Source organism: Pseudomonas sp. StFLB209 (assembly GCF_000829415.1).
Lineage (GTDB): Bacteria > Pseudomonadota > Gammaproteobacteria > Pseudomonadales > Pseudomonadaceae > Aquipseudomonas.
Window position 1 is genome coordinate 4052909 of sequence record NZ_AP014637.1, and the last position, 18339, is coordinate 4071247.

An 18339-nucleotide genomic window follows, 5' to 3' on the forward strand; every position below is an offset into this window, starting at 1 on the left:
AGCGTTATGTAGCGCAGGCTGGGTGGTATGCATCGATAGGCTCTTGTTTCACTTTCCTGCCCTGTATTGCCATGCAGCAGGGCAGGTCATGCACAAGGAACCTTGCCATGACTCAATCAGCAACACCCTGGTTTTACCACCACGCGCTCAGCCAGCGCTTCGTCCAGGACGTGCGCGCAGCGCTGAGTGCGGCACGCATCAGCCCCGAGCAACAGCAATGGCTGCAACGCCTGATCGACAACCCCGACAACGGTCAGCCACTCCCCCGAGTCGACCGCTTGCTCACCGACACGCAGTTGCCCATGAGTGCCGAACTGGCGGGTGCCTGGGTGATCAGCGCCCCCTCGCAAGTCGCTGCACCTCTTTTACTCAGCACCCTGCTGCGTGGTATCGAGTCTTTTGCTGATCGTGACGCGCTCAATGCCGAGCTGATCTTGCGTCTGCCGGTGGGGGCAGGCATGTCGGTGGTGCTGGAAGCCGAACGGGTCGAGGGCAAGCTTTTCGAGCAACGCATGCTGGCGATTGTCGATCAGCAGGCCGGGCAGTTGCAGGCGCTCAGCCAACAGCTCGATGCGCTGCCATCGTTGTATACGGCCATCGGCAAGCACCTGCAGGAAGCCGTTGACCGGCAGCTACCGGGCGCCGGCCTTGATGTTTTCTCACACCTTCTGCAGGTGGTCAGCGCCGACGGCACGCAAGTGCTCGGGACCATGAGCCTGGCCGACGCGGCTTACCAGGATCATGGCAGCCAGACCGCCAATCCTGGCAAGGACACCCGGCGTCGTTTCATGAGTGCCAGCGGCGAGCTGGTGTCTGAAACCCAGGCGCAGCCCTGGGTGATGGCGCTGGCCGAAGCAGGCAATGGATTGGCCGGACAATTCGAGCGCTTGCTGGATCAGTACTGGCTCTCGCGGCGCGACGAGGACGTCACCGTGCGTGAGTTCGCCGCTCGCGGCCTGGCCGAAGCGTTCGGCCATGAAATCCTCAAGTCCGCTCACGAGCAACGCTTGACTGAGACAGAGCTGCACTATCTGGGACGAATACTGGAGCGTCCCGCCTTGCCACTCGATGAGGACCTGTGCCGCGCCTGGCAACTGTCGCTGGAGCTCGAGGGGCAGGGCTCGCCCAAGCTGGCTGGTGTGTTCCTGCTGGAATTCACCAACCAGCAGATGCCGGGACTGTACCTGTTTTCGGCGGCGTACGGGCTGCGCCACTTCGCAAGCCGCCAGGTGCTGGAGCAGCACTTTTCCAGTGCCCAGGCATTACCTGAGTTGAACCGCTGCACTTCATTGGATGAACACGACGGCTTGCAGGTACACAAGGTGCAGCGTGTACGCCTGGATTTGATCGAGCAACCGCTGTTTCTGCGCATGCTCGACTCAATCATCGCCTTGCAGAAACGCAACCTGCAGCATGTGTCTGGGCTGGCGGCGATCCACCATCAGCGCGCCGCAGTGCGAGTGGACGATGCACTGGATATCCGCCATCTTCTGGACCTACGCCTGACTGGCCTGCACGACGCCTGGCGCTGGACGGTCGAGCAGGACAGCTTCGAGCAGCGCTGGGCGGCCCGGCAGACCGTTGCCGAGTTCGGTTCCGCGCAACTGGACGCGCCCCTGTATTCGCTGTCGAGTTCTTGGTACGGGCAATTGAGTTCAATGGATGTATTCGTCGAACGCCAGTGCCAGCTTTACGAGCATGTAGTTGGCTGCATGCGCCTGGCACTCAACCGGTACCTGAGCGTTTTCGGCGAGCAGGGCATGGATGCTCGCGATCTGTGGGTGCACAGTGCGGGGGCGGCCAACGCCCATCTCATCTCGCTGGCTCTGGAGCGGTTCAGTGGCCATGTTATCGGGCCTCTGCCAGCGGGCAGCCAACTGCTGCCTGAAGCACTGAGCGCCCGGCTGCCGGTCGACTTGCTCGAAGTGATTCTCAACCGGGTGGTGAGCGATTTTGATCGGCGTTACGACTGGCACCTGCGCAGCTTCTTCATGCGGCCGGTGCGCTGGCTGGATACTCAACTGCGTCCGCGGTTGCTCAACGGTCTGATTCGCGATTGCGCCTTGCGCCTGGACGTCTCCATGGAGCGCCGCCGTCAGGAACTCGATGCGCAGAGTCTGGACATGTTCCAGCAGGTGCTTGACCGACCCACCGCTGCGCTACGCCAGGCATTGGGTACCCACCAGGTCGATGCGCACCGTGTGCAGTTGATTTTTGATCCAGCCCGGCCGGCGCTGGCGCTGGGCAGCGTGCTGGTCCTCAACAGCGCAGCGGCGCCCGGGCGCCATGTGCTCTGGTCGCTGAGCGATGGCCTAAGCGACCATGCTTCATTGCAGGCGCTGGAGGAAAACCTGACCCGCCGCTTCGACTGGCCGGCGGCGCGCCAGGCCTGGATGGCCCTGTTGGGCGAAGCCGACCGGCAACAATTGCAGGGACATCTGGACCGCCTGCAGCATCCTCTACGTTTGAAGCTAAGCCTGCAGCGTCTGGACGGGCATGTGTTTCACGCCTTGCAACAGACCGAGATCGAGCGCCATTGCCAGAAGGTTGTTCAGGTTTGTCAGCAGGCATTGCCGCACAAACTGTCTGCTGACTTGCTGCGTCATGTGCTCAGAGAAAGCGAAGATGACGATAGCAATCGTCCGCTGCTCGATCATCTGGGCCTGACCATGGAACTGATGCTCACCGATGCCTTGCTGCCGGCCTGGATGAAGCAAGCCTCGATTGCACAGTTGTTCAGCCTCTCGGCATTGATCAAAAACTGGTACATCGCCTGCAATTCCGGCAAGGATTTTCTCTTCGATATCCCTGAGCCTGGCCGCTATGCCCGCGACAGGCTGCTGGCGCGTTTGCAGGCTGACTTTCCTGGGGCTGAAGTCGACCCCGATCGGATCATGGTGACCCTGACCCGCTACATACCGGCACCGGTCGCTATTGGTCAGATCCCGCAAGCAATACCTGCGGCCAGCAATCGCGTGCAAACGAGCTTGAGCGAGTATGCCATCGGGCGCTTCAGTGCCAGCCAGGATGGCATCCTTTCGGTGTCGACGGGCGAGGCGGCATGGCCGGGCAAGCCGATCAGCGCAGAGTATCTGAGCGCCTTGATTCGCGAACTGGACATCGCCGCCGGCTATCGGACGCTGCTCAGACAGACACTCAGCCACGACAGCCCGGACTACGCGATACGACTCAAGTACTACGCCTTGCAGGTGCCGGCACTGGAGTTGCTCAGGACCTACGCCATGCGCGTGCGCGGTGAACTGAGCGACGAGGCGTTCTGTTTTGTCGAGGGGGTAATGATCATGCCTGACGGCCTCGGGCGCCTGCAGGTGCTGGGCCGGGATATCATCATCAGCCCCTTGCAACTGCGCGCCGCTCCCGGCCTGGCTGCCGATACGGTGCTGGGTGCGTTCATCATCGCCCCGTTGGCGCCGCAGCCAGGCCCGTGGCTGCTGTACACGCTGTTCAACGCTGATTTTGTCGTCGAGGAATATGCCAGCGAAGCCGCGCTGCTCAGTGATATCCACACTGACCAGAACTTGCAGAAGTTCATCCTTAGTCGCCTGCCTGCTCAGGCGCGGCGCTTGTATGACAACGGCGGCTTTGTAGAGCCGCATCTGCCTTTCAGTGCCGAGTCGGACCTGGACGTGCCCTGGGAAACCCCGACGCCGGTCAGCCTGGCGCTTTCACCGGTGCAGGGCAACGCGCTGCAGGCGTTGTTCGATAGCACCGGGCAAGTGTTGCGTTGGTGGTTCGAGCAACTGAGTGTGACCAATGCCGAAGATCAGCGCATGGCCTCCAGGTTTCTCTGGGGGCTGGGGGCCGAACAGGTGCTGGCCCTGTTGCCGGGGCGTCTTGGGGCGTTGGTGGGTTTGTGGCAAAGCCATGATCTGTTGCATGCGTCGGCCATGGATGTCGTTCAGATGCAATGGGGCAAGGCCGCTGCGGAGTTGCTGGCCGCCGTGGGTGTGCTGATTACCGTCCGACGCTCCCGCCAGGAAGAACTGCTCGAACCCGAACGGCTCGCTGTCGACCGCGAGGTCCCACGACTGCCGGACCTTTCACAGTTCGGCTGGGGTAAAAACAGCCTGACCCCGGACCTTTGGTCACGGCTGCGCCTTTTCCAGGCCAACGACGTGGCCTTGGCCAACCTGACCCACGATCCGCTGTTCAACACCTACAAAGATACGGCAGGCCGGACCTATGCCTCGATTGCCGGCGCGGTGTACCGCGTCGACAAGGACGAGTATGGCTGGTTCATTGTTGGTGATAACACCCAGGGTCCCAGGGTTGCGCTGCGTCAGCAGCAATGGGAGCTGAACCTGCAACTGGGGCTCAGGGGGGGAGGCGGCATCCTGACCCGGGTCAAGACCGGTTTGATCAATGCAGAGGTCGACGACGTGCTGATCGTCGAAGCGCGCGGCATGACTGATATACGTCACAAGTACCGCACGCGTGCCGACGACATCGCCCTGGCCCATGCGCAGGCACGTGAGTACCTGGAAAACAGCCTGGACAATCTGCTGCAGCGCACGCCTGACGGCCAGCCTCATCCAAGAGTCAACGCCATCCTCAAGGACTTTTTTGATATCAATGCTCCTGATGAGCGCCTGCACAGCGCGGTGAGCACGATCGTCAAGCAGCTCTACAGCGCCCTGATGGATGGCAGCCTGTCGCCCTACAACTCTGCGCGCTATGTGGTCGGGGTGCGTCGATCAAGCGTCGACGACAGCACCGCGTTCACCTTTCCCAACGAACCACAGAAACACATCTACCTGACCGACCGTTTCTTTCGTGACCCGGTATGTCGCCTCAAACCTCATGTCCTGAGCCGCAGCCGCTTCAATGCGGGCATCCATTCGCGGGCAATTGTTCTGCTGCATGAGCTGTCGCACCTGTACAGCGCAACCGAGGACATCGCCTACCTCGATGCACACATGCCGTTCATCGACATGCTTGAGGACCATTCAGCCTATCGGGCTTCGCTCAAGAGCGACCTGATCGTCCGGCAGCGCGGTTTGTCTTACCGCACCTCGCCCCACGAACTGTTCCGCGACCGGGACGACACTACCGATATCTGGTACGAGGTCAGTGACGGCAACGCCGTCAGCAAGATTCTGCGAAGCGCCAACACCCGGACCATGGAAAAGGCCCGTGATGCGTTCTACGCCGATGCGCGGGTGCGTAGCGACATCATGCTCGGCAATGCCGACTCGGTGGCGTTACTGGTGTCGTTGCTGGGCAGGGAGAAGCTGGTGCCGTAGAGCGCTTACAACAGGTAATGGCGCAACTCGCGGGCGATCAGCAGGCGCTGGATTTCGCTGCTGCCTTCGTAGATCTGGGTGATGCGTGCATCGCGGTAATAGCGCTCTACCGGATAGTCCTCAAGATACCCATAGCCACCGTGAATCTGCACGGCGCTGGAGCATACCTGCTCGGCCATCTCCGAGGCGAACAGCTTGGCCTGGGAGGCTTCGGACAGGCAGGGCAGGCCGGCGCTGCGCAGGCGGGCGGCATGCAGCACCAGCAGGCGACTGGCATTGATACGGGTGTGCATGTCGGCCAGCAGGTTGGCGATGCTTTGATGTTCGATGATCGGCTGGCCGAACTGCACCCGTTCACGGGCATAAACCAGCGCGGCCTCAAAGGCGGCGCGCGCGATGCCGAGGGCCTGGGCGGCGATGCCGATGCGCCCGCCTTCCAGGTTCGACAGGGCAATGGCCAGGCCCTTGCCGCGCTCACCCAGCAGGTTGGCGGCCGGAATCCGGCAATCGCTCAGGCTGATGGCGCAGGTGTCGGAGGCCTTGATCCCCATCTTGTGCTCGCGGCGTTCGACCCTGAACCCTGGGGTGTCGGTAGGGACCAGAAACGCCGACAGGCCCTTTTTGCCCAGCTGCGGGTCGGTCACGGCAAACACGATTGCCAGTTGTGCACGCTGGCCGTTACTGACGAACTGCTTGGCACCATTGAGCACCCAGCTGTCACCTTGTCGTTCGGCGCGGGTGCGCAGATTGTGCGCCTCTGAGCCCGCCTGCGGTTCGGTCAGGCAGAAGCAGCCAATCGCCTTGCCGGTCGCCAGTTTCTCCAGCCAGGCGGCTTGCTGTTCAGCGTTGCCGTACTTGAGGATCGGCCCGCAACCCACTGAGCTGTGCACGCTCATCAGCGTCCCGGTGGCGGCGTCGGCGGCGGAGATTTCCTCCACTGCCAAGGCATAGGCGACGTAGTCAAGGTAGCAACCGCCGTATTGCTCGGGGACGATCATGCCCAGTAATCCCAGCTCGCCCATGCGCGTTACCAGGGCGTCGTCGATCCAGCCAGCCTGTTCCCAGGCTTTGGCATGCGGGGCAATTTCGTTGCGGGCGAACTCGCGTGCCATGTCGCGGATCATCACCTGTTCTTCGCTCAGTTCGATGTCGTGCATGATCAGCTCTCCAGTGGGGTGAAGAAACGCTGCACATCTTCTTGCCTGACGGCCTGGACGGTGGCGTATTTCCAGTTGGGCTTTTGGTCTTTGTCGATCATCAAGGCGCGCACCCCCTCGATCAGGTCGCCGTGCTCGAACCATTGGCGGTCCAGGCTCAGTTCCAGCTCGAAGCACTCGGGCAATGACAACTGGCGACCGCGGCGCAACAGTTCAAGGGTCACGGCCATGGCCAGCGGCGAGCGGCTGTGCATCGCCGCGACGGTGTCCAGCGCCCATTCCCGGCTGTCAGCCACCGAGACCTGCTGCAGTTGTTCAAGCATGCTGGGGATGTCTGGCAAACCGAAAAAATGATCGATGGCCGGGCGCAGCGCCTGCAATGGCGGGTCTGGCAGGCGCTGGCTGCCCAGCCGGGCCATCACGCCTTGCAGGTCCTTGAGCGGGTTGATGTGCCATTTCAGGTGGTCGAGCATGTGGTCAAGGCGCGCCAGCGACTGGCTGGGCATGTGCCAGTCGGCCAGCCCGCAATACAGTGCGTCAGCGGCGCCGATGCGGGTGCCGGTGATCCCCAGGTACAGGCCCACTTCGCCGGGCAAACGCGGCAGGAAGTAGCTGGCGCCGACATCGGGAAAGTAACCGATGGCCACCTCCGGCATGCCCAGCGAGCTGCGCTCGGTGACCACTCGCAGGTCGGCGCTTTGCACCAGGCCCAGCCCGCCGCCCAGCACCAGCCCGTCCATCAGCGCCAGAATCGGTTTGTGATAGGTGTGAATACTCAGGTCCAGCCGGTACTCTTCTTCAAAAAAACGCTGATGCTGATCCTGGCCGCTCTGGTGGCTATGATACAAGGCGCGGATATCGCCACCGGCGCAGAACGCCTTGTCACCGGCACCGCGCAGTACCACGGCATACACCGTGTCATCCTCGGCCCAGGCGTCGAGCTGCGCTTGCAGGCTGCGCACCATCTCCAGATCCAGCGCGTTCAGACCGGTCGGGCGATTGAGCACCAGGTGGCCGATGTGGTTGCGCACCCCGGCAAGGATGGCTTTGTCGCTGCTGTGCTGGGGTTGGCCCGAGGATGAAGCCGATGAACTCATGGTGAACTCCTTGTAGTTGTTGTGGGCTTTGGGCCTGGCCATTGAGGTGTCAGCTCTGAGCATAGCCGGTCGGTGTTCGACTCTGGCGGTTTATGCCCGGTTGCGCTTCACTGCCGGCACTGGCAAGTATTTTTTGCCCGCCATGAGCAATCGATGTGTTGTGAATGTCACAAGGTATTCTGGAAGGACTGCCTCTTGAAAGCTGCCTCATGAAAGATACGTTCGCCCCTCGCCAGTGGCAGCCCCACGAGCGCCCGAGCATGCCGGGTTCGCCGTCCACGCCGTTACATCCCACCCACAAGCGCTGGGCCTTCGCGCTGGTCGGGGTGATCGTGGCATTGACCGGCGGCCTGGGCAATGCGCTGGTCGTCGCCAACCTGCCTTACCTGCAAGGTGCGCTGGGCGCCACCTCACAGGACATCGCCTGGTTGCCGGCAGCCTATGTGATGACCAATGTTTCGATGAACCTGCTGCTGGTCAAGTTCCGTCAACAATACGGGCTTCGGGCCTTTACCGAACTGTTTCTGGTGCTCTATGCGCTGGTGACCCTGGCGCACCTGTTCGTCAACGACATCGATTCGGCCATCGCGGTACGCGCGGCCCACGGCATGGTCGGCGCAGCACTCAGCACCCTGGGCCTGTACTACATGATTCAGGCCTTCCCGCAAAAGTGGCGGCTCAAGGCGTTGGTGCTGGGCCTGGGCACCGCGCAACTGGCTACACCGATTGCCCGACTGGTGTCGGAAGACCTGCTACAGATTGCCGAGTGGCGCGGCCTGTACCTGTTCGAACTGGGCCTGACCCTGCTGTCGCTGGGGTGTGTGCTGATCCTCAAGCTGCCGCCGGGGGATCGTTTCAAGGCTTTTGAAAAACTCGACTTCCTGACCTTTGGTCTGCTCGCCAGCGGTTTTGCGCTGCTCTGTGCGGTGCTGTCGCTGGGGCGTATCGAGTGGTGGCTGGAGGCACCGTGGATCGGCATTGCGTCGGCGGCGTCGATCGCCTTGATCTGCGCGGGCCTGGCCATCGAGCACAACCGCTGCAACCCTCTGTTGATTACCCGCTGGCTGGGCAGTGGCGCAATCCTGCGGCTGGGGCTGGCGGTGGTACTGTTTCGGATCGTGCTGTCCGAGCAGTCGGTGGGGGCGGTGGGATTCTTTCAGACCCTGAACCTTGGAAGCGAGCAATTGCACACGCTGTACCTGGTGATGCTGCTGGGCAGCGTCGCCGGATTGCTGGTCAGCGCCCTGACTATCAACCCGGCGCACCTGATCAAACCGCTGCTGATTTCGCTGGTGATGATGGCGGTGGGCGCCTGGATGGACAGCAGCTCCACCTCCCAGACCCGCCCGGAAAATATGTACTTCAGCCAGTTCCTGCTGGCCTTTGGTGGCACCTTTTTTCTTGGCCCGACGCTGGTGATGGGCATCAGCGGGGTATTGGCCAACCCGCGCAACATGGTCAGCTTCTCGGTGCTGTTCGGCATCACCCAAAACATCGGTGGGCTGATCGGCTCGGCGGCGTTGGGCACCTTTCAGGTAGTTCGTGAGAAATTTCACTCCAGCCAGCTGATGGAGCACCTCACCTTGTTCGATCCGCTGGTGCAGGCGCGCCTGCAAAGCGGCGCGGCCGCCTATGGCGGGGTGATCGCCGACCCGGCTGCCCGTACAGCCCAAGGCATGCGTGCGCTGGCCAGCACCGCGACCCGTGAGGCCAATGTGCTGGCCTATAACGACGTATTCATGCTGATTGCCTTGATCGCCGTGCTGACCATGCTGTGGATCAGCGTGCGCGTGCTGTGGCTGAAGATGACCACCAAACCTATTGCGCCGCTGTCGGCGGCGCCCGTTTCCACCAGTAGTGCGCAGGCTTCATGAACGACACCACTCGCAACGACCCGACCCCGCCAGGCGCATCTTCAGGCGCTTCATCCTCGCCGGCCAGCGCTGCGCCGCCAGCGCCGCTGACCTCGCCGGCGACCAGCAAGCCGCGTTCGACCCGCGCGCGGGTGATATCTTCAACGCTGTTTGGCCTGGTGGCCCTGGCCGGCATTCTGGTGGTGTTGTATGCCTGGCAATTGCCCCCGTTCACCAGCCCGATCCAGAGCACCGAGAATGCTCAGGTGCGCGGCCAGACCACGTTGATCGGTCCGCAACTGAGCGGCTATGTGCATGAGGTGCTGGTTCAGGACTTTCAGCACGTCAAGGCCGGGCAATTGCTGGTGCGCATCGATGACCGCATCTACCGCCAGCGGCTGCAGCAGGCCGAGGCGCAAGTGAGCGTGCAACAGGCTGCACTGGCCAATAACCTGCAGCAACGACGCAGTGCCGAAGCCACCATCAGCCAGCGTGAAGCTGCGTTGCAAAGCTCAAGCGCCCAGGCGCGCAAAAGCGCTGCGGATCTCAAACGCAACAGCGCACTGGTCACCGACGGTTCGGTGTCGCGCAGCGAACTCGACGTCGCCCGCGCCGCCGATGCCCAGGCCCAGGCGGCCGTGGCCGAAGCCAAAGCGGCATTGCAGATCGCCAAAGAAGACCTGCAAACGGTTATCGTCAACCGCGACTCTCTCAAGGCTCAGATCGAAAACGCCAATGCGGCCCTGGAACTGGCGCGCATCGATCTGGATAACACCCGCATCACCGCGCCAAGAGACGGCCAGCTTGGTCAGATCGGTGTGCGACTGGGGGCCTATGTCAACTCTGGCGCGCAACTCATGGCGCTGGTGCCAGACACCCTGTGGGTGGTCGCCAACATGAAGGAAACCCAGATGGCCCACGTACGGCTGGGCCAGCCGGTCAGCTTCACGGTGGACGCGCTGGATCATCAGAAACTCAGCGGCAAGGTCGAACGCATCTCGCCGGCTACCGGTTCCGAGTTCAGCCTGTTGCCGGCTGACAACGCCACCGGCAACTTCGTCAAGATCGCTCAGCGCATTCCGGTGCGCATCAGCGTCGACGCCGACCAGCCACTGGCTCAGCGCCTGCGACCGGGGATGTCGGTGGTGGTGAGTATTGATACGTCGTTTGAGAACGACAGTACGACGCCTTAGGTTTTGTACGAAAAGTCGGCGAGCGAAGGCCAGGCCAGGCTGAAACAGGCCAGCAAGTGGAGTTTGGCTGTTGGCCTTAAACAGCCTGCCACTGTACCTGTTGCCAGGTCTGCGCACTGAGCTATTGTCCGGGGCTTGAGCCTATGGAGGGGCATTGATGCTGGACGCGACGAATCTGTACCTGTTCCTGATCGCGGCGATGCTGCTGCTGATCGTTCCCGGCCCGAACATGCTGTTTGTCACCAGTCACGCCATGGCGCATGGCTGGCGCGGCGGCTTTGCCGCGGCGCTGGGGATTTCTGTGGCGGATCTGCTGATGACTGCGCTGGTCAGTGCCGGCGTCGGGGCTTTGGTGATGAGCTGGCAGCCGGCGTTTGATGTGCTGCGCCTGTTGGGCGCCGGGTATCTGTTATGGATTGCCTGGCAGACCTTGCGCGCCGCGTCTGCTGATGATCAGGCCCCGGCAAGGCTGGCCTCGCTGCGCAAGGTCTTCATCCGCGGCGCACTCAACTGCCTGCTCAATCCCAAGGCGCTACTGTTTTTCATGGTCTTTCTGCCGCAGTTCGTCAACGTTGCCAACGGACAGGTTGGCCTGCAATTGCTGATGCTTGGCACCTTGCTGGCGCTGATCGCACTGATCTTCAATACCGTATTGGGAATCTGCGCTGCGCGGCTGGGCGCCAGCCTTGGCGGAAGCCGGGTGGCCCGACGCTGGGGGGATTTCGGGTTTGCCGGGGTGATGACGGCCCTGGCGGTGCGGCTGCTGTTTCTGGAACGGGCGGGGTGAGCGTTGCCCGGGGGCAGGACCGGTCGGCAGGTCCTGCCGCAGCAATCGGTCAGCGGTGTTTCAGTAACCCATGACTGTCGGCCAGTTCAACCGGGCGCCGGTCCATGCTCCTGTTCCACAGCCTGTGCCAGAACCCTGATGGAGGTGGCACCTGTGGAATCAGGTTGGGCATGTCCTGCCAGCGTACCCAGGATTCATTACGCCAGCTCAGCATCAACAGGGTTTTGCCCAGCCACTGCAGGCGCTCCACCTGCGGTTCATCCATCAATAGTTCATCGCGGCGGCGCAATTGCGGTAGCACCTCGTGGGTGAGCCACTGGCGCAGGGCGCGGTTTTCCGGCACGTAATGATGAATGAGCAGGGCAAAGACGCCGGACTCGCTGATCATCACGCATTTTTCCCATTGGCTGTGGCATTCGAGCCAGGCCAGGCGGCGCTGGTCAGGGTCGAGCTTAAGCGTAGAGCGCTCATCCAGACGAATGCCCATCAGTCGCGCCAGATCAGCCAGGCAGAACCACGCCTGACCCAGATGACGCATGGCACGCAGACGTCGGTGATGGCGGAAGAAGGATTCGGCGCGATAGTGTTCTTTGCATGGCGTACAGATATCAAAATTTTGCATAGCGTATTCTCTGTTGATGTATCGGTTATTGCCACTTCACCGTCGCCAAACGATAAGGTGGCAGCTGTGCGCAGGTTGGCGAACCGGCCAACAGATAAACCGGCAGACCCGAGGGTCTCCCACGCACAGCTACCATGACACGCTATCAGGCACTATTGTACGTGCGTGAGAGCGCTATGGTTCGCTATGTGTCTGTTGAGTTCGGGTCGCCAAACCCTACCCGCTGGGTTTCAGCGAGTGACGGGGAGGTTAGTCACGCAGAATACCCGGCTCAAGTGATGGCCGGGTTTTACTGGTAGATCGAAAATATTTCAGAAATACCCTACAAGGCAGGCGGCGGTCTTCGCACACCTTGTCAATACGGTAAGGTTTTATTCAGACACGTACTGCCGTTCATAACGCCGCTGAATCCGCGCCAGTTCGCCCGATGCACGCAGTTGCTCAAGGGCGCGGGACCAGGCTGCCACCTGCTGGTCTTCGCTGTCGAGGCTGAAGGCGATGTAGAGCGTTGAGCGATACAACTCGACGGGAATCCGCCGCAGCATGCCGGGGGCGATCTGCAACTGGCGGCTGTAGTGAGCCACCCCGGCGTCGGTGTCGCCAGCGATGATCGCTGTACGCCCGGCCAGCAGCATGCGATACAGCTGCAGGTTCTCGGTGGCGCTTCTGTCGAGGTTGGTGAAACCCTGCGCTTGCAGCGTGTCTGGCAGCAGGCCGGCGTGCCGGGTAGTGATTTGCGCGGCCCGCATCAGTTGTTCAAGGGTTTCGAGGGGCGCAGCATCGGCCCGTTGCCAGGCGTGGATGGACTCTTCGACGATGGGGCCGACCCACTTGTACAACGGCTCGCGCGCAGCGGTGCGAAACATTGAATACATGATGGTCTTTGAGCGGGTCTGCAAGGTCAGGCTGGCGCGCATGGACGGCAGCAGTGTCACTTCGAAGTCGTCACCGGTCAGGTTCATGATGGCACGCACGATCTCGGTGGTCATACCGGTGAGCCGGTCGCCCTCCAGGTAGTTGTACGGCGCCCACTCTTCGGTCACGACCTGATACGGCCCGGCCTTGGCGAAGGTGCCGAGCGACAGGCAGAACAGTACGGCAATGAGTGTCGATTTTTTCACGTGTTCTGCCTGGCCAAGGGAATGCTGTCAAAGGCGTGTATCGTTTGAAGCAGCAGGCTAAGAATAGCCCGTCGTAGTGTTCTGTTATCGCTATTGCGGCGGGTGGATCAATGCAACGCTCACGTGCAGGAGGTTTTCAGGCAGGCATGGCTGCCATGAGGGAACTTGAGCGAGCTGTGTGAGTCAGTGCGCTGAACCTTGGCCAGGACAATGCCTGGCTGGACCCTGCGCTTTCTTCTCAAGGAAGATAACCCATGATTGCTGTTCTGAAAAAAACAGCGCTGCTGGCGATGGTGGCAGGCGCTGCCATTGTGCTGAGCGCGTGTAATCACAGGGCTGGCTCACAGCCTGACCCACAGACTCGCGAGGCAATGATTGAACAAACGATCAATGCCGCGGTGGTCGATGGCATGAAGCCACTCACCGGCCCGGCAATGCAGTCGGCGCGGGAGGCCGCGTTGGAGGCTGCGATCACCCAACGCAAAGAGACGATGGGCATTGCTCTGAGTCCTCAGTATTGGAGCGAGTACCGGCGCAACATGGATCTGGCGCTGACTGAAATCGAAGCGGGCAAAGACCGTGTATTGCAGTCGACCATCGATTGGTATCGCGATAGCCTGCAAAAAAGGGACCCCGCGCTTCTTAAGTACGGCGTTCCGGGCAATGAACATGCTGACTACCGTGCCATCAGGGCGAGTAACCTGATCTTCGCTGATAAATACAAGCGTGAGTTTCAGGTTGCGCTGCTTGAGTATGGCCGTATCCACCAGGCACGCATGGCCGATCTTGATCGGCGTTACGGGGTTTGCGCGCGCTACCCGAAGTGCTGGAAGGATGATCCGCCCAGTGCAGCCAACCCGGCAGGAGACTTCTGAGGGCCTGCCGTCTTCACTCTTGAAAGGAACTCCTGCATGCAGGCCGCTCGTGACGCTCTGGAAAACAACCAGGCCACCCTCTACTTCGTTGCCGTGTTGCTGGCTGGTGCTTCGGCGTTTGCGCTGCCGGCGACTGCCGTGCTAGAGGCGCTGATCAATCCGGCGCTGGCGTTCATGCTGTTCGTCACTTTTTTGCAGGTGCCGGTCGCTGAACTGGGCCAGGCCTTTACCCGGCTGAGGTTTCTCGGTGCCTTGTTGACCGCCAATTTCATTGTGGTGCCGCTGCTGGTGTTCGCCTTGCTGCCATTGATGCCCGCCGATCCGCTGATCCGGCTGGGTGTGCTGCTGGTGCTGCTGGCGCCGTGTATCGACTATGTGGTGACGTTCACCCATCTGGGGCGTGGTGATGCCCGCTTGCTGCTGGCGGCGACCCCGGCGCTGTTGTTGGCCCAGATGCTGGCCTTACCCCTGTACCTCAATGCCTTTCTCGGTGAAGCGGCAGCGGCGGTGGTGCAGGTCGGGCCGTTTGCCCATGCGTTTGCCTGGCTGATTGCGGCGCCGCTGTTGCTGGCCGCTGCGGTGCAGTTGCTGGCTGGCAAAAGCCCGCCAGTTGCGCGCATCAATAGCGTGTTGGGCCTGTGCCCGGTGCCGGCCACTGCGCTGGTGCTGTTTATCGTGGTGGCGGCCGTGGGCCCGCGTATCGAGACTGCGCTGCCAGCCACGCTGGCGGTGATTCCGGTGTACCTGGCGTTTGCCGTGGCGGCGCCGTTGCTAGGATGGTGGGTCGCCCGCTGCTGGCGCCTGGAGTCAGCGGCGGGCAGGGCGGTGGCGTTCAGCAGTGCGACGCGCAATTCGCTGGTGGTGTTGCCGCTGGGCCTGGCGGTGCCAGGTGCACTTGCGGTACTGCCAGCGGTGATTATCACCCAGACCCTGGTCGAGTTGCTGAGTGAGTTGGTGTATGTACGGGTGTTGCCAAGACTTGGTGCAACCAGCGCGGGCACGCTGGCTGATCAGTAACACCCGGCTGAGTGGCACCGCAGCCGTGGTTCAGGTGCCGGTCTTGAGGAACTTCACACACAACCCCGGGCGCATGCGCAGGTGTTGCACTGGCTCGACGCTCTCTACGCCGTTCTGGCTCTTGATGACCTGTACGCCGCAGTACTCCTGGTCGACGGTCTGATTGAACAGGAAGCTTTGTTTGGGCAGGGTCCAGCTTCCGGCTCGCAGGGTATAGATCGCGCCCGGTTCAGGAATGAACGAGAAGGGCACCTGGCAAACCTTGTCGCCACTGCTCAGTGCATAGGCCAGAACCAGTTCTTTACCGACGTGTACTGGGGTGTCGAAGAAACCATTGGCGCCAGGGGCGGGCGTGTAGCCAGCATAGCAACGGTCTTCGCCAATGCTGATCAGCCGCAGATTAGTGCCTGGCGTGTATTGCAGGCGCACCGTGGCTGAAGGTTCTTCGGGCTTGGGAAAGACATACTGTTTGCCCATCATCAGCGAGCTGCAGCCACTCATGCCGAGCACGGCCCCCAGCCACAGGCAGGTGCCGAAGGTCTTGAAATTTGAACGCATCATCCGCTCCCTGGCAGGTCTGGCGGCGCAGCAGGCGCGCCACCGATATCGAGAAAACATCCCGTTGGGCGCCCCCTCTGACCGCCGATTAAAGGATGAGTTCTGCTGCTTGCCAGGTCGGTGCGTTTTCACACGGTGCCGGGTGTTTACACCATCTCCAGCGGCATCTTCCTCTGCGGCGCGGGCCAGGCGCGGTCAAGGTCGGCCAGGTCCTGTTCGCTCAGACGGATGTCCAGCGCCGCGACGTTTTGACGGATATGCTCGGGATTCACCGCCTTGGGAATCGCGATCATATTGTCCTGGCGCAATACCCAGGCCAGGCTGACCTGCGCGGGGGTGGCGTTGTGGCGACGGGCAACGGCTTGCAGGGCCGGGTGCCAGAGCAGGTCGCCGCCCTGGCCGATCGGGCAGTACGCCATCAGCGGCAGATGACGGTCGGCGGCCCATGGCAGCAGGTCGAATTCGATCCCGCGCTGTGACGGGTTGTACAGCACCTGATTGCTCGCGCAGCGCGAGTCGTCCAGCTCCAGCAAGTCCGAGACGTCGAAATTGGACACGCCCCAGGCGCCAATCTTGCCTTGCTCGCGCAGGCGCTCGAAGGCTTGCACGGTTTCGGCCAGTGGATACTGGCCGCGCCAGTGCAGTAAATACAGGTCGATATGTTCGGTGCCCAGTCGGCGCAGGCTGGCTTCGCAAGCCTTGGCCGTGCCCTGCTTACTGGCGTTGAACGGGTAGACCTTGCTGACGATAAACAGCTTGTCGCGTTGCCCGCGAATGGCGTGTGCAACGACCTCTTCAGCGCCGCCATCGGCGTACATTTCGGCGGTGTCGATCAGGGTCATGCCCTGATCGATGCCTTGGCACAGCGCCGCAATTTCGTCCGAGCGCTGATGACTTTTCTCGCCCATGTGCCAGGTTCCCTGGCCCAGCGCGGGCACGGTTTGGCCCGCCAGTTTCAGAGTACGCATATCAAGGGCTCCTGTTGGTCTGGATAACAGGCTTGGATAGGCAATTGCCCGCCGGGTTCAACCCCGGCAGGCCGGTCCTTGCAGCTTGATGGCCCAGGGTCTGTTGCCGTTTCAGCGCAGGCCGCGTTGCAGCGCCAAATCGTGTCAGGCGAGGCGAAGGACGCGGGAAATGGTCACTCCCTTTTCAAGCTCCCTAGACCTTGAATGGCCGCAGCCAGTCATTCAACTGCTGGCTCAGGCGCGCGAGGTTGAGGCTGGCGGCGCTGGACTGCTCGGCCGCCAGGGTGGTGCTCTGCGACAGTTGCGCGGTCTGGGTGACATTCTGGTTGATGTCATCCACCACATGGGACTGCTGCAGGGTGGCGCTGGCGATCGAGGCGTTCAGGCCATTGAGGTTGCGCAATGCCTGGCTGATCGAGTTCAGGCTTTGCCCGGCCAGGTTGGCCTGGTCGATGGTCAGTTGCGAGGCGCGGCTGCTGTCGCCGATCACTTTCACGGCGGCGGCGGAATGGCCTTGCAGGCTTTCGATCATGGTCTGGATCTGCGCCGTGGACTTCTGCGTGCGCTGCGCCAGCAGCCGCACTTCATCGGCCACCACGGCAAAACCGCGGCCCTGCTCACCGGCCCGCGCCGCCTCGATGGCGGCATTGAGCGCCAGCAGGTTGGTCTGCTCGGCAATGCCGCTGATGACTTCCAGCACACCGCCGATCTGGGTGGTTTCGCTGGACAGGGTGCGAATCACTTCGACTGCCTGTTCGATGGTGCCGGACAACTGCTGGATCTGCCGCAGGCTGCCGTCGATGTTTACCAGACCCTGTTGCGCCTCGGATTCGGCATTGCGCATTTCGCTGGCGGCGTGTTCGGCATTGCGTGCCACGTCCTGTACGCCATAGGTGACTTCGTTGATTGCAGTGGCGACCAGCTCCATCTGTTGTGATTGTTGCTGGCTGCGTTCCTGGGCCTGCTCGGCGCTGCCGCCCATTTCCCGCGAGGCTTCGCCCAACGCGACGGCCGATTGCTGCAACTGGCTGATCACATGGCGCAACTGGGCGGTGAAGGTGTTGAAGTGCTGGCTGAGCAGGGTGATTTCGTCATTGCCGTCGGTTTCCAGGGTTCGGGTAAGGTCGCTTTCGCCGCTCGCCACGTTGGCCATGGCCTGAACCGCCTTGCGTAATGGCAATACGATGCTGCGCACGATGACGATCACCAGCAGCGCCATGATCAGGCTGATGCCCAGGCACACCAGCGCAGCCTTGATCACCTGACCGCGGAACTCGGCGGCCACATCATCGACGTACACCCCAGAGCCAAGTACCCAGCCCCATGGCTCGAACAGTTGCACGTAGGAGGTCTTGAGCACCGGCTCGCTGGCACCGGGTTTGGGCCAGCGATAGTCGACGACCCCGGCGCCCTGGCGCTTGGCTATGGCGACCATTTCATTGAACAGCGCCAGCCCGTCCGGGTCCTTGATGGCCGACAGGTCCTGGCCTTCGAGCTTGGTGTTCATCGGGTGCATGACCATGAACGGGCGCAGGTCGTTGATCCAGAAGTAGTCATTCTGGTCGTAGCGCAGCCCGCGCACGGCTGACAGCGCCTGCTGTTGGGCGGCTTCGCGAGTCAGGGTGCCGGCAGTTTCCAGACTGTTGTAATACTTGAGGATACCGCTGACGGTCTGCACCACATGCATGGTTTTCAGGGTTTTGGCCTGGTAGAGATCGTCATGGGTCTGCTTGAGCAACGCTGCGGCAAGCACGAAAAGCATCAGGATGCAGACGACGAGAATCAGCCACAAACGCCGGCTGATAGAGAGATTACGCATGCTCATGG

13 protein-coding genes are annotated in these 18339 nt (G+C 61.8%); 6 read left to right on the forward strand and 7 right to left on the reverse strand.

Features of this window, described 5'->3' with window-relative positions; all coding sequences use genetic code 11:
- Positions 1-107 precede the first annotated feature (107 nt).
- Complete coding sequence (locus PSCI_RS18210; protein WP_045489776.1) at positions 108-5264, forward strand: dermonecrotic toxin domain-containing protein; 5157 nt, start codon at positions 108-110, stop codon at positions 5262-5264.
- Positions 5265-5269: 5 nt separating this feature from the next.
- On the opposite strand, the gene PSCI_RS18215 is transcribed toward PSCI_RS18210, so the two are convergent.
- Both PSCI_RS18215 and PSCI_RS18220 read right to left on the reverse strand, forming a co-directional pair.
- Positions 5270-6421 carry an acyl-CoA dehydrogenase family protein gene (locus PSCI_RS18215; protein WP_045489778.1) on the reverse strand — a complete coding sequence of 384 codons (1152 nt, stop codon included), beginning with the start codon at positions 6419-6421 and terminating at the stop codon, positions 5270-5272.
- Positions 6422-6423: 2 nt separating this feature from the next.
- On the reverse strand, positions 6424-7518 hold the full coding sequence (locus PSCI_RS18220) for an enoyl-CoA hydratase/isomerase family protein (protein WP_045489780.1): 1095 nt from the start codon (positions 7516-7518) through the stop codon (positions 6424-6426).
- Positions 7519-7727: 209 nt separating this feature from the next.
- Here PSCI_RS18220 and PSCI_RS18225 point away from each other — a divergent pair, with 209 nt between their 5' ends.
- From PSCI_RS18225 to PSCI_RS18235, 3 genes are all read left to right on the forward strand, one after another.
- Positions 7728-9392 (forward strand): MFS transporter, encoded by a 1665-nt coding sequence (locus PSCI_RS18225; protein ID WP_045489781.1) that lies wholly within the window; start codon positions 7728-7730, stop codon positions 9390-9392.
- Positions 9389-10564, forward strand: a complete 1176-nt coding sequence (locus PSCI_RS18230; RefSeq protein ID WP_045489785.1) for an HlyD family secretion protein — start codon at positions 9389-9391, stop codon at positions 10562-10564. The genes PSCI_RS18225 and PSCI_RS18230 overlap by 4 nt, the downstream gene beginning before the upstream one ends.
- A 157-nt stretch (positions 10565-10721) precedes the next feature.
- On the forward strand, positions 10722-11351 hold the full coding sequence (locus tag PSCI_RS18235) for a LysE family translocator (RefSeq protein ID WP_045489787.1): 630 nt from the start codon (positions 10722-10724) through the stop codon (positions 11349-11351).
- Between the two features lie 49 nt (positions 11352-11400).
- Here PSCI_RS18235 and PSCI_RS18240 read toward each other — a convergent pair whose 3' ends face one another.
- Positions 11401-11973, reverse strand: a complete 573-nt coding sequence (locus PSCI_RS18240; protein ID WP_045489789.1) for a BRO-N domain-containing protein — start codon at positions 11971-11973, stop codon at positions 11401-11403.
- Positions 11974-12344: 371 nt separating this feature from the next.
- Entirely contained in the window at positions 12345-13094 is a 750-nt protein-coding gene (locus tag PSCI_RS18245) for a substrate-binding periplasmic protein (RefSeq protein ID WP_045489790.1), read from the reverse strand.
- A 254-nt stretch (positions 13095-13348) separates the two neighbouring features.
- Here PSCI_RS18245 and PSCI_RS18250 point away from each other — a divergent pair, with 254 nt between their 5' ends.
- Both PSCI_RS18250 and PSCI_RS18255 read left to right on the forward strand, forming a co-directional pair.
- A complete protein-coding gene (locus tag PSCI_RS18250) occupies positions 13349-13969 on the forward strand; it encodes a hypothetical protein (RefSeq protein ID WP_045489793.1) in 621 nt (206 codons plus the stop codon).
- Between the two features lie 36 nt (positions 13970-14005).
- Positions 14006-14986: an arsenic resistance protein gene (locus tag PSCI_RS18255; RefSeq protein ID WP_045489796.1), complete on the forward strand. Its 981-nt coding sequence runs from the start codon at positions 14006-14008 to the stop codon at positions 14984-14986.
- A gap of 30 nt (positions 14987-15016) precedes the next feature.
- Here the strand turns inward: PSCI_RS18255 and PSCI_RS18260 are convergent, their stop codons facing one another.
- From PSCI_RS18260 to PSCI_RS18270, 3 genes are all read right to left on the reverse strand, one after another.
- Positions 15017-15544, reverse strand: coding sequence for a hypothetical protein (locus PSCI_RS18260; protein WP_045489798.1), 528 nt, complete (start codon positions 15542-15544; stop codon positions 15017-15019).
- Between the two features lie 146 nt (positions 15545-15690).
- A complete protein-coding gene (locus PSCI_RS18265; RefSeq protein ID WP_045489800.1) occupies positions 15691-16512 on the reverse strand; it encodes an aldo/keto reductase in 822 nt (273 codons plus the stop codon).
- A gap of 193 nt (positions 16513-16705) precedes the next feature.
- The gene (locus PSCI_RS18270; protein ID WP_045489802.1) at positions 16706-18337 is read right to left on the reverse strand and encodes a methyl-accepting chemotaxis protein; all 1632 of its coding nucleotides are present in this window, start codon (positions 18335-18337) and stop codon (positions 16706-16708) included.
- Positions 18338-18339: the final 2 nt, after the last annotated feature.